Raw genomic sequence first — 11,749 nt, forward strand, 5'->3', positions numbered from 1 at the left:
CCGCCGAGGTCGTTCGCGTGGCATGAGCCTGAGCGGGAAAGGGTCACTCACCCCTCAGCCCGCCTTTCTGCAACAATGCTGCGAGGCGCGCGCAAGGCTGGCAGACCTTAGTCGTTCATTGAGCCAAATCGAGTTTCGAACCGAAGATAATGAGCTGATTGCTGAAGCGCGTCGCAGTACAAGTATTGTGCGACTGACTGGGGACACCGCGAAAAACTATGCGGAGCATCAGAAAATGCCAGAGATGGCGCATGGGAGCACCTGCTGGCCGAAAGCAGTCTTGCCAGAATTCAAATAGAAGTGGCAATTATCGGCACCACGCTATCTGGCTTCGGGGACTGAATAGTCGCACTTTTGCTTAAGTAGCACGCAGCGCCCCAGGAAAGCCGCACGCAGTCGTGGCCGGGATGCTACTCTCGGAATCCTTGGGCGCGTCAGTTCCAAGCGCGCTCGCGCAGTATTCCTCTTTCCAGTCCACCATACGCATGGCACCGGCAACGGCTTCAGGCGGAATGTCAGCTTCCTTGGCCTCCGCAAGCGTCTTTATGATCGCTGACAGGGCGCGTGCGCGCCCACCCGCATCGAAAGCTTGCAGCGGGCGGATCGTGTCGATTGCCACCACGGCACCAAGCTTGGCGGAGGCTTCGTCGGCCAGCAGGGCCGCGATGGGCTGCAAGGTCCAGATCGCGAGCTGGCGCTGAGCCTCACGAACAGCGGGGCCAGTTGCCGCCCGGTTCACCAGCGACGGCAAAACACCATAGGCCATCAATACCCCCTCGCGCGCCGCTGCCAGCGTCTCCGCCGTCATGCTGCGGGAAAGGTCGGGCGACAGGTTGTCGGGCCGCTGGCCCACTTGCGGATGCATCCCCGCTGCCGTGGCTTGGGCAACGCCCTCGATGACCAACGTTGAACCCCGCCGCCCCCGGAAGGCCGCGCGCATGTTCGCCATGTCCTCGGCCCCGCTGTCGGGCAAGGGAACGATCTGCGAGCCGAGCGGGGCATTCTCGAAGGTTTCGGCCAGCGCCGATTCCACCGCGTGCAGCATCGCGCCGGTGAGGCTGGACCGGCGCAAGGGTGCCGTTCCTATCCAGGGCGACAGGGCGTCGGAGCCGATGCGCAGATGCAGCACTTCCGCCGCAAGGGCCGTCACCGTCCGCCCGCCGCCCGCTTCGGGGATGGACAGGCGGTAAGCGCGGGGCCTGCCGTCGCGGGTGGACACATCCCAATCCGTCGCAGGGACAAGGCCGAGGTCCGTCACCAGGAACACCGCTTCGCCGCCCAGGGCGACAGAGCGGGCGATCAGGGCCATGGTCTGCCGGGTCAGCAGGTCCGTGCCGGTCACGTCTGCCATGGCGAAGCCGCCTTCCCACAGGCTGACGCAGCTTTGCACCGTCGCCGTCAACTCGGCCACACCGCGCCGACCGTTGATGTAGCTGTCGCGCGCAGCCATGACCTGCGCCGTGTAGCCAGCGCCGCTGGATCGGGCCTCGATCGGGCGCAGCTTGTTTCTGATCCATGCCAGCATGATCACCTCCAGCGATTTGCAACGATTAGATTTGCCCGGCGCACTTCGGGTGACGTGGCCCAATCGCGGGCCTCGATCTGGGCCGCCGGATAGGCCGGTTTCGTCACGGCGCTAATCTCGATCAGATCTGCGGCGCGGATGGTGCGCAGGATCGCGTTGCCGCGCTCCTCCACCGTCTCTCCGCCTGGCCTGACACGGAACCCCGGCGACAAACCGCGCACCAGCCCTGCGGCATGGGCCGACAGGAAGTCGCGAACATAGGACACTGCCTGCATGTCGGCCCCGATCACCGCATCAACCGTCAAGGCGTCGTCCGCCTCGGTCAGGGTTAGTGTGCCGGCGGATCGCGAGGCCAGCGGGCGGTTGAAGTCGTGACCGGCAAGAAAGTGCACGTCTTCGCCGCCGTCGATGCGCGGGGAAAAGGCGCGGGCGGCGATCTTCTCGCGCCGCTCACGCCCTCGGCCCATGGCCTCGGCCAACACTGTTTCCCGGTTATAGGGGAACGATGCCCGAAGGCGGATTTCTCCGCCTTCGTTCCGCAGCTCCAGGCTGCCAACATGTGCACCCCAGAGCATCAGCCCGCCGCCAGTTCGAGGCCGGTCAGCAGTTCGAGCTGCTTCGGGCGTGCAACGGTAATGTCCATGGTGGCAAGGGCGGTGATCCGAAGCCCGCCGGATTGTGCATCGCTGAACGGGTCGCGGATCATGTCCACCGCCCCCCACGCGCCGATAAAGATCGGAGCCACACCGCCCGCCGCGGTGGTCAGCAGGGACGAGGTTGCCAAAGGCGAACCGGTTGGCGCGGCCAGCGCGTTGTTCGTCATGGCGATATTGCCAGCCGGGATGTTCTTCACCAGGCGGTCCCATTCGGACACCGCCGTGCCCGCGATCAGTGCGCCGTCCAGGTAATCCCACAGTTCGGGCCGGATCAGGGCGCGAACCGCATCGGGCGAACCTGCGGCGTTGGCGGTCATGAAGCGCGTGACGGCCGAGCGGAACGCGCCCCAGCTCGCCAGCGCAGCCACGGGGGTGGAGGTAATGCCGTAGGTCGCCGCGCCCGCGATAACACCAAGCGGCTGGCCGTTTGCCCCGGTGCCGAGGAACGCCGCCTGATCCATCGCCACGCCCATTGCCCCGCTCATGTCGCGCCGCACAGCCTGCTCCAACGCCGCCCCCGCCTGTTTCAGCGTCTTGCGCGTGATGCGCATCTGAATGCCGAGGTTGTGGTCCGGCGACATGGCGCGATCCGTCGTCGCGAAGGCGGTCGGCCCGGCCACGTTCGCGGCTTCGCCGTCAGCCCAGCCAGCCGTAACGGCCGAGGTGGTCACAGGCCACCTGCATGAGGCGTTTCTCGGCCGGCTCGCCGACGCTGAGGTCGAGGAACGCCAGCGCGACGGCTCGCAGCACCTGAGGCTTCAAGCCTACGAACAGGCCAAGCCCCTGCGCGAGCTTCTGGAAGCGGAACGCCTTGATGCCGAGCCCGATAGCGACCGGCATCGCGATATCGACGGCAGCAACCACTATGGCGTGGCGGCCAAGGCTCCCGAAGAAACCCGGAAGATCTATGACTACCGAGCCTATCACGCCGAACGGCGCGAGGGTTTTCCCCTTTTCAACAACTGGGGGAGCCCTCGCCGAAAAGGGGGCGGCGCAAGCGGGTGGCTGCGGATCGCGCAGAGGTCGCGAAAGCTGGGTGACTGGGCGGAGGGCGCTTCGCGCGCCCGGCTCGACGCGCGTCGTCCATGAGGACGGCACCCTGACGCTAGGTCATGCCGCCGATCTTTCCCGCGAGATCCCGGACGTTCCGAAATCCTTCCCAGGCGGCCGATCCCCGACTGCCGCGCTTCAAGAAAGGAAGGTTTTCATGAACGACGTACTCGACATGCTCCGCCGCGCCATGACGGGAAAGCCGCTCACCAAGCCGCCCTCGCCGAGATCACCACCGGGACCGGGGGCGGCGATATCGGCGCCTGCCGGCACATCCTGATGGGCGCCGAGGTGGACGACGTGATCGGCCCGCTTTCGACCCGCGAGACCATTGCGGTCGCGCTCGCCTTCGGCCGGCTCGACCTGCTGCCCGAGGATTACGCCGATTTCCGCGAAGCCTGGCAGCGGCTGGACACCCGGCAGCGCCGCCTCGTCGACACGGTCGCCCGCGCGCCCTGGCGTCGGGGCTGACCGGGGCCGCTCTCCACAACTCTTTCGACAGCGCGGCTGCCCCTCGCGCGCTGTCTCCTCAATCATAAAGGACACAAACCGATGATCTCCCTTGAAGTGGGTCAGCCCTCCCCTCTCCCCCGGTTGCCACAGGATGGCGCCTGCATGTATCTCAAGGAACAAGGCGATGACCTCCTGGCCATCTGTGCCATCGAGCTTCGCGATATCGACGACGCGGAGCGGCTATCGCTGAAATCCGCGAAGCTGCACCTTTCGCTGACCAAGCTGCGCAGCGGGCCGGACGTTCTGCCTCTTCTCGTCATCCGCGTGGGTGGCCTTTGCCTCGATTGCAGCTTCGCTCTGGGGATCGAGGCCCCGGCGGATCGCATCGCGCTACGCAGGGTTCTGGAAACTGCGGACAAGCTGACACCAAACGCCACCTGGCCTCTCGTTTTTCATGTGGTCAACAGTGCAACAGGCCAGATCGCGGCCCTGCGCATAACCTCGCTTTCGCCGCGTTTGTGGCAGGAAACCGCACGTGCCATTCTGGCCTCCGAGAAAATTGACCGGGCGCGCCACGACCGTCTTCTCACGAAGGCTCACGAGCGTTTCGCCACCCCTCAACACGTCGCTCGCCGCGCGACGATCAGCGAAGTGGCCGGCATGGCTCTGGCACGGCGGGCGGGCGCGTTTCTTCTCCCTCTCGCTCATGACGAATTTCGGCGGCTGCCCCGTCTTCGGGGTGGCCGCCGCTTCCGTTTCGGGAGCGATGGTCTTGTCGCTTTCCCGGTCGATCTCCGCCTCGAGCCGGCCCTCGGCCCACGCGATCGCGGCCTTCTGCGGGTCGAGCGCGTCGAGGTGGGGCGCGGCTTCGATGGCCTCGGCTCCGGCGGCGGCGGTCTCTGTGGCGTCGATTTTCGTCTCGGCCTTGACGGTTGCCGCCCGACGCGCCTCTTCGGTTTCGGAGGCGATCCTCTGCGATTTTTCCAGCCGCGCCTTCTCGCGTTCTGCGTCCCGCAGGATAAGCCAGCTTTTCCAGAGTTCATCGGTAGCGGCGCGTGCTTTCGCGCGGGCCTGCCCGAGGAAAGTGTCGTCGCGCCCTGCCTCCTGCTCCCGCCGCCGGCCGCGCGCGGCGTTACGCGACCCCAGCTTCGGCTGCGGGGTCACCCTCTGGCGCGTCACCGGCCGCCGCTGCCGCCTCGTAGCTGCGCAGATCCACACGGGCCGCCACGCCGGCCTTTTCCAGGTGCCGGTTGACGCGCCGCGCCATTCCTCGCGGATCTGGCGGACGCATCCCGGTCCGGTTTTCACGTCGTCGAGTCCCCGGATTTTCTTGGCGAAGCTCTGCGTATTCTCGTCCCAGACCCGCGTGGGGCAAAGAATGTAAACGTGGTGATTTAGCGCGTTGCCGCGCTCATGCTTTCGCAGCTTTGCCGGCTTTTTTCTCCCCTCAGTCTGCGGGATCATGTCGGCGACGACCTCGTCATCGACGCCCTGGGCAAGCGGGTGATGGATGGCCGCCATTGAGGAAATTCCGTAGCGGTCGTGTAGCCAGAGGCAAAAGCCGCGGACCAGAACGCGCTGCGTCTCGAGCGGTAGCTCGTGCGGCAGCGACACCAGAATTTCACGGGCGAGCCGCGCGCGGGGATGTTTCTCCGCTGCACAGGCGAGGTTCCAAAGCCGCTCGGGATCATGCGGCATCTTGATCGACTCGACCGAGACGACATCGCGGCGGCGGGAATAGTTTTTCAGCCGCCCGGTACGGTCGCAGCGGTAGCGCCCGCCCGCACAGTAGGCCGCCGCCGCAACGATGGAGCCGGTGTTGGCGCGCTTGCGGATCTTGATCTCGAGGCGGGAGGCTTTGTGTCTCATGCCGAGGAGATGGCGCCCCCTGCTCGGCACCGCTCGGTAAACAGCCCGCCGCAGGCGCGCGGCAACTAATCAGGAGTTGCGTAACCGCGCGCTTGCCCTTTCCAGGCTCGGTTGGGGCGCCTGTCACCGCCACCGGGCACGCAGGAATTTTTCGGGGAGCGCCACGAGCACCGAGGCAACATTTCCCGTTCGGTGACGACGACCCGAAAGGAAATGACCATGACACCCACCGAGAAACAGATCGCCGCACTGGAGGCGAAGATCGCGCGGGAACGCGCAAAACTGGCCGATGCGAAGGCCAAGGCGGCGGACCAGAGCCGCAAGCGCGACACCCGCCGCAAAATTCTTTTCGGCTACGCTTTCCTCGACTGGCTGACCACCTTGGCGAAGGCCGAGCGACAACGCTTTCTAAGGATTGTTCATGTTCGCCTCAAAGAAAGGGAGCGCATTGCGTTCCCCTTGGCTGAAATACTTCATGACATCGATGCGGCTGCGGCGGCGCATGTCTCAGCGCGGACCGACGACACCGAGACGGCGCAGTTGCCGTTTCCTTCAGACGTTTCCTGACCCTTTACGAGAACACTGGTGGCCTCCCTGAGGCCGCAAACTCAGCAGGCTTCCAGCACGATCTCCGGCAGCACGACTTCCCAGGTATCGCGCCGAAGCTTGGACCGGTGTTCTTCGCTGCTTTCATGAGCGTGGCGACTAACAATCGCGCCGACCTCGGCAGAAACGACACGCTGTCCATCAGGGACATTCCATCCGCCTTTCATCATGATCAACGCGCGCCCGTGCAAGTCCCGGACCGACCAACGGGCGCCATCTTTCACCAGCGCGACGCTGTCGCCAATTTGTGCCTCCGCGATCGCTGCGAGACAGCGATCCCCGCTATGCAAACGACCAGACCAATCAATGAACACCTGGCTCATGACAGGCATCAAATATGTCCGATCCGGTGGCAGATCACGCGCATCGGGCAGCGTGGCGTGCCTGCGCAAGATGTTGTCGCCGTTTGCCGGAACGAATGCATGTGGGCCCTGCGTCATCACCGCAAGGCTGCGCCTCGCTCGCGTCATGGCAACGTAGAACAGCCCGCGTGGCGCATCGAGATCTTCGTTCCGAGATGGCCTTTCCCAACCACCATTCAGGATCACCACGTCGTCGAATTCGAGCCCCTTGGCTCGGTGCGCCGTCATCAGCAACAGCCCCCGCTGCTCACCCCGCGCGTCACGCGCCCATTCACCGAACCACTCCACGAGATCGGGAACTGAGACCTGCCCTGTGCCGATCTCCTGGGCCAGCGCGGCGATGCCTTCTGCGATAAGGTTGGTCCACCGATTACGCTGCATGTGGTTCACGAAATCCAGCAGGTCTGTCACGCCCAGAACGCGAGTTCGGTCGCGGATTATGCGGTCGATGAATTGCCGCATCTCGCGCAGGCGCCAGAGGCTCGGTAGGCTCTCATTGGCCATTTCGACTGGAATTCCCTGCGCCTCAGCAAAGGCGCGCACCGGGGCAAGTTGTCTCCAATTTCGCGCGATGATGGCCGTGCGAGACCAGTTCCAGCCAGGCTGCAATTCCGCCAGGCGCTGCAACTCACTCACCGCTGCGACGGCCTGCATCCGATCCCCGGGCGGGCATTGAAGAAGCTGCACCCGACCATGCCCTACAGGGTCCCAGGCTTCCATCACGCCGCCCGGCGAGTCCTTGCGGCGCTTCCGGTCGATGGTGATGTCGTGGCCCAGCTTCATCCTTTCACCGGCCCCGGCGATCACTGTGTTGGAGGCCTCGATGATATGACGGGTGGAGCGATAATTTTCGACGAGAAATTCAGGCTTCGCCCGGTAATCCTGCTCGAATTGTCGGATGAATTTGATGGACGCCCCGGCGAAGGCGTAGATGTTCTGATCGTCATCACCCACTGCGAAAAGACTGAGCTTCATATCCTCGTCATCGATCGTCCGTCCTGCAACGGCGGCGATCAGGGCATATTCCTCGGGGCCGATGTCCTGGTATTCATCTACGAGGATCCAACGATAGCCTTGGATCAGCGTCTCGCGCTGCGCCTCGGCTTCGGCCTTGCTCAGGCCTTCGCCGTTCAACTGACGCACCGCCTCCTTGACGATACCGTCGAAGTCCCGGCTCTCTGCCTGCGACCCGGCAAAGCTGGCGCCCACAAGCCGCATGCCATTGCATGACAGGTCGACACCGTCACACCGAATGCCTCGTCTCCCACCAGATGCCGAAGACGCGCCCGGATCTCCACCGCAGCGTGGCGGTTGTAGCTCAGGACAAGGATGCTGCGCGGGTCTTCGCGCCGGACGCGGATCAGGTAAGCGATGCGGTGCACCAACACGCGGGTCTTGCCCGAGCCCGGGCCGGCAAGGACCAGCACGTTGGTCGCGTCCCGATCATCGGCGACGATTTTCTGCTGGACGGGATTGCCGAGGGCCTCGACGACGTTCTGCCACGACTTCCCCGTCGTCTGCCGCTTCACTTCGGTCGTCTTGCCTTTCATCCAGCGGCCCATGAAGCCTTCCTGGTCGAGCGCGAAATAATCCTCCGTCAGGCGGATGGCGTCCTGTATCGAGGACAACCCCGTTTCCGCGTAGGCCGCCATTACATGGGTCTGCACCGTCTGTTCGTCATAGTGCTCCTGCAATGGCGCGAAATCCTTAACCAGGAACTGCGTCTTGCCCGGCGCAAGCTGGACCGTCATCGCGGGCCGGAAAACTGTAAGCCCCTTGCCGAGAGTCACCACCTCCTGCTCGTGCAGCCATAGAAGCGCGCGGTCCATCAGCCGGGTCATTTCTTTGACCTGACCTCGGAGGAACGCGTCGCCCGTCAGGGTCGCCAGCATATCGCCCAGTGTGGTTTCGACCTGTTGGTCCTTGCCGCGCTGACCTTTTCCGAGCCGCCCCAACAGATGCTCCACCAGCGCTTCACCGGCTTGCCGGCGCAGCGCGGCCGACTGCTCCAATACCGACCAGGACCGTTGCAGAGCTACGAACAGCGTGTCGCGAGAGGCCTTGCGCAGGCGCACATTGCCCTTGCCACCGTCGAGGTCTCGGCCGTCGCGCCCCATGCCGCGCAGCAATTTCTCGACCACGTCGGGGCGGACGTGACTATGACCCTGGTCGCGTAGCTTCTGGCTGGCCAATTGCAGGTTGAAGGGCGTGGTGACCGCATCTTCCGCATCAGGCGCTTCTTCCCTCATGACCGCGATCAGGTCTATTTCCAGCCGTGTAGCCTGTCTCAGCCGCTTGCGAGAATCGTCCGTCACTCCGGAATGCACGAAGACCGTGACCGCTGTGTCATTCCGCGCGATCCCGAGGGATTCAAGATCTGCCAGAGCCTTGGTCAGCTGACCGCCCGTCAGCCCGCTCACGCCGGTCAACTCGTCAGTGGAAATGCCTTCGTCAGGGGGCGCATTCATCAGGTGGCGGACAATGTCCATCAACTGCGTCCGGCGCATCCCGGTGATCTGCGCCTTCTCCATCCGCGACCCCGCCTCGTCGATGCTGCGCACCCGCAGCGACGACGGAAAGACCTGCACGCGGTTTTCCTCGCGAGACAGGAGCTTGGCCTCCTCCAGCCATGAAATCGCGGTCTTGACCCGCGTGTCATCCGTGGCGCTTTCACGCTGGAATTCGCGGTCGTGTTCCTGCCGGACGATCTCGCCAGGGGTGGCGACAACAGTGCCCGTGCTGCGCGTCCGGGCATCCATGCGTCGAACAGCCTTCAGGATGGCTCCGATCTCGCGCCGGTCGAGCCGCGACCGCGCAGTGAGTTGAAACTGCCGCTCCACGTCGTCCGGCGCGTAGAGCAGCACGCAATTGGCATGAGCACGGTCCCGCCCAGCGCGGCCGGCCTCCTGTAGGTAATTTTCGAGCGAGCCGGGGATGTCGCCGTGCACCACCAGCCGGATATCAGGCTTGTCGATGCCCATGCCGAAGGCGTTGGTGGCGGCGATCACCCGCAACTCGCCCACCCGGAACCGTTCCTGGATGGTCTTCTTCTCATCGGGTGTCAGGCCGGCATGGTATCGCTCCGCCGACAGGCCCTGTTGCTGCAGGAACTGCGCGACTTCCTCTGTCGCCTTGCGCGTCGCGCAATAGACCACGGCGCCGGAGGCTCCCTCGACCGGAAGACGCTGTTCGATGACATCCAGGATGTCGGCCAGCTTCGTCCGCTTGCCGGTCGAGCGCACCTCGAAACTCAGATTCGTGCGCGAGGCCCCGCCGTCCAGCAGCAACAACTCGGTTCCAAGCCTCTGATGGAAATGGTCGCGAATATCGCGCACCACCTCTGGCTTGGCAGTGGCGGTCAGGCAGATCACCGGGGCCGGTTCTTCATCGCCCGCTGTTTCACGAATGAAACGCGAGATGTAGCGATAGTCGGGCCGGAAATCGTGCCCCCATTTCGATACGCAATGCGCCTCGTCCAGAACCCAGAGGCCGATTTCGCGTTGCTTGAGAACGGAGCGCACAGAGACACTCCGCAACTGCTCGGGCGAGATCAGAAGCATCGCGGCCTCGCCCATGCGGACCTTGTCGAGCGCATCCTGACGCTCGGGCAACGAGAGCATCCCGTTCACGGTGACCGCGGAGGAAATGCCTGTCCGCTCCATCCCCGCCACCTGGTCGGCCATCAGCGCGACCAGCGGCGAGATCACGACCGTCAGCGCACCGATCCGATCGAACTTTGCCAGTGCCGGAATCTGGTAGCATACGGATTTGCCTGTCCCGGTGGGCAGGATGCCCAGCAGGCTGTTGCCGCGCATGCCCTCGTCGACGATGCGCTCCTGCAGTGGGCGGCCATCTGCATCGGTGGGCGTGGGCCGGAAACCATCGAAGCCGAACCAGCGTGAGAGCGCCTTTACGGGATCGCTCTTCTCGCGGCACCAAGGGCAGTCCGCCGCATCGCAGGCCGTGTCGCGTAGGCGTTTCACCATACGCGCGGTATCCGGAAACTGCATCCTGACCCAGGGGGGCATGACGGAGTCGCCACCGGCGACCGAGATCCACGCCAACGCAAAGGCCAACGGCCACCCCGTCTGCGGCGCGCCAAACTGATCCAGCATTTGCCGCACCGCTGTGCGGCAAGCTTCACCCTCCATCAACCTCGACAGCGCCTGTCGGGCTTGATCAGCAGAGGGCACGCCCGCACCACGGACATGCCCGAACACGGCACCGAAACCCTGATCCTGTTCGCCACGCGTCGTCAGGTAATGGTAGGCGGCGACTGTATCCGGCGCCTTTGCGTACAATGCGCGGAAGGCTCCGAGTTGATTCTCCAGCACGTCGAACACAAGCCGCGCGTCTGCCTCTGGATCGTTGACATGACCCGAGAGAAGCCGCCCGTCATGGTAGTGCTTGACGAGGTGGTGATACGGGTTGCGCGGAAAAGCCAACGGATTGAGCCAGAGGGTGTCGATCGGGGATTCGGCAAGCTGCGCCAGCCTCGGCCGCATGGCCGCCAGATGCGGCAGGTCATGGCGCAGGATGTTATGTCCGATGAGATGCCGGGTTTCGCCGAGGTCTGCCTCCAACCGATCCAGCGCGACCGCCATGTCACCTTTCTGGCATCGCAATGCAGGCCTGTCATCACAGCGCACCGCCGCCAGGTCGAATACGCGCGCCATTTTTGGATCGACCTCAAGATCGACAGACAGGCATCGCGCCAGGAATGGATCAGGTTGGTTGACGGCCTGTAGCAGGGGGCACCAGTGGAGCTATTTATATCAACAACTTATCTGAAACGCTTGGCCTGGCCTGGTCAAGCATGACACAGTATTTGATGTCGCCCGACCGCAAAGCCTGTGTTCACAAGAACACTTACGCAGAATGGAAAGGCCCCAATCGTTGTCCAATTGATAATGGCCTCGCGAATATTCCAAACCGACCGTCAATAACTTGCGCGAACCCGATAACCTTACAGAACCGCAACAAAAAGACCGCGGCAATCAGAATTGCCAGAAAAGCTATATGAACAGATTTTACGACACGAACGCCGAGAAATTCCTGCAAAACACTCAAAACGTCGACATGTCGTCCCTCCGCGATCGATTTCTTGCCACAGTTCCGAAAACTTATACCGGCAGCGCTCGCATCCTTGATGGCTTTGTTGCACAAATCAGTTGAGGGGCAGAGTTCCCCTTTCCCCGGACGGATTTGGCCTGCAGCCTCTGTGACAG

At 63.8% G+C, this 11,749-nt stretch carries 11 protein-coding genes; 4 read left to right on the forward strand and 7 right to left on the reverse strand.

Annotated features, from left to right (window positions below; genetic code table 11):
* Positions 1 to 298 (forward strand): hypothetical protein (locus J5474_RS22150; protein ID WP_209364165.1); only part of this gene is annotated, 298 nt, incomplete at its 5' end.
* A gap of 60 nt (positions 299 to 358) precedes the next feature.
* On the opposite strand, the gene J5474_RS22155 is transcribed toward J5474_RS22150, so the two are convergent.
* The 3 genes from J5474_RS22155 to J5474_RS22165 form a co-directional block, all read right to left on the reverse strand.
* A complete protein-coding gene (locus J5474_RS22155) occupies positions 359 to 1,525 on the reverse strand; it encodes a phage portal protein (protein WP_209364167.1) in 1,167 nt (388 codons plus the stop codon).
* A 2-nt stretch (positions 1,526 to 1,527) separates the two neighbouring features.
* Complete coding sequence (locus J5474_RS22160) at positions 1,528 to 2,007, reverse strand: HK97 family phage prohead protease (RefSeq protein WP_342454087.1); 480 nt, start codon at positions 2,005 to 2,007, stop codon at positions 1,528 to 1,530.
* A 92-nt stretch (positions 2,008 to 2,099) separates the two neighbouring features.
* Complete coding sequence (locus J5474_RS22165; RefSeq protein WP_342454086.1) at positions 2,100 to 2,852, reverse strand: phage major capsid protein; 753 nt, start codon at positions 2,850 to 2,852, stop codon at positions 2,100 to 2,102.
* Here J5474_RS22165 and J5474_RS22170 point away from each other — a divergent pair.
* Both J5474_RS22170 and J5474_RS22175 read left to right on the forward strand, forming a co-directional pair.
* The gene (locus J5474_RS22170) at positions 2,761 to 3,270 is read left to right on the forward strand and encodes a hypothetical protein (protein ID WP_209364171.1); all 510 of its coding nucleotides are present in this window, start codon (positions 2,761 to 2,763) and stop codon (positions 3,268 to 3,270) included. The two genes, J5474_RS22165 and J5474_RS22170, sit on opposite strands and share 92 nt — an antisense overlap.
* 240 nt (positions 3,271 to 3,510) lie before the next feature.
* On the forward strand, positions 3,511 to 3,702 hold the full coding sequence (locus J5474_RS22175; protein ID WP_209364173.1) for a hypothetical protein: 192 nt from the start codon (positions 3,511 to 3,513) through the stop codon (positions 3,700 to 3,702).
* A gap of 372 nt (positions 3,703 to 4,074) precedes the next feature.
* On the opposite strand, the gene J5474_RS22180 is transcribed toward J5474_RS22175, so the two are convergent.
* Positions 4,075 to 5,553: a MobA/MobL family protein gene (locus J5474_RS22180; protein ID WP_209364174.1), complete on the reverse strand. Its 1,479-nt coding sequence runs from the start codon at positions 5,551 to 5,553 to the stop codon at positions 4,075 to 4,077.
* Positions 5,554 to 5,772: 219 nt separating this feature from the next.
* Here J5474_RS22180 and J5474_RS22185 point away from each other — a divergent pair, with 219 nt between their 5' ends.
* Positions 5,773 to 6,120, forward strand: coding sequence for a hypothetical protein (locus J5474_RS22185; RefSeq protein ID WP_209364175.1), 348 nt, complete (start codon positions 5,773 to 5,775; stop codon positions 6,118 to 6,120).
* Between the two features lie 41 nt (positions 6,121 to 6,161).
* Here J5474_RS22185 and J5474_RS23350 read toward each other — a convergent pair whose 3' ends face one another.
* The 3 genes from J5474_RS23350 to J5474_RS22195 form a co-directional block, all read right to left on the reverse strand.
* Positions 6,162 to 7,739, reverse strand: a complete 1,578-nt coding sequence (locus J5474_RS23350) for a UvrD-helicase domain-containing protein (protein ID WP_425342913.1) — start codon at positions 7,737 to 7,739, stop codon at positions 6,162 to 6,164.
* Positions 7,652 to 11,125 carry a RecQ family ATP-dependent DNA helicase gene (locus tag J5474_RS22190; protein WP_425342914.1) on the reverse strand — a complete coding sequence of 1,158 codons (3,474 nt, stop codon included), beginning with the start codon at positions 11,123 to 11,125 and terminating at the stop codon, positions 7,652 to 7,654. Before J5474_RS22190 ends, J5474_RS23350 begins: the two co-directional genes overlap by 88 nt.
* Positions 11,126 to 11,390: 265 nt before the next feature.
* The coding region (locus J5474_RS22195) for a hypothetical protein (RefSeq protein WP_209364176.1) at positions 11,391 to 11,749 on the reverse strand (359 nt) is incomplete at its 5' end.

It is taken from the genome of Sagittula salina, assembly GCF_017813235.1.
In the GTDB taxonomy this organism is placed as follows: domain Bacteria; phylum Pseudomonadota; class Alphaproteobacteria; order Rhodobacterales; family Rhodobacteraceae; genus Sagittula; species Sagittula salina.

What these genes read in the sequence shown, in the direction of transcription:
- J5474_RS22155 (WP_209364167.1), bottom strand. Translation starts at nt 1,525, where the DNA reads ATGCTGGCATGGATCAGAAACAAGCTGCGCCCGATCGAGGCCCGATCC.
- J5474_RS22170 (WP_209364171.1), top strand. Translation starts at nt 2,761, where the DNA reads ATGGCGCGATCCGTCGTCGCGAAGGCGGTCGGCCCGGCCACGTTCGCG.
- J5474_RS22175 (WP_209364173.1), top strand. Translation starts at nt 3,511, where the DNA reads ATGGGCGCCGAGGTGGACGACGTGATCGGCCCGCTTTCGACCCGCGAG.
- J5474_RS22180 (WP_209364174.1), bottom strand. Translation starts at nt 5,553, where the DNA reads ATGAGACACAAAGCCTCCCGCCTCGAGATCAAGATCCGCAAGCGCGCC.
- J5474_RS22185 (WP_209364175.1), top strand. Translation starts at nt 5,773, where the DNA reads ATGACACCCACCGAGAAACAGATCGCCGCACTGGAGGCGAAGATCGCG.
- J5474_RS23350 (WP_425342913.1), bottom strand. Translation starts at nt 7,739, where the DNA reads ATGCGGCTTGTGGGCGCCAGCTTTGCCGGGTCGCAGGCAGAGAGCCGG.
- J5474_RS22190 (WP_425342914.1), bottom strand. Translation starts at nt 11,125, where the DNA reads ATGGCGGTCGCGCTGGATCGGTTGGAGGCAGACCTCGGCGAAACCCGG.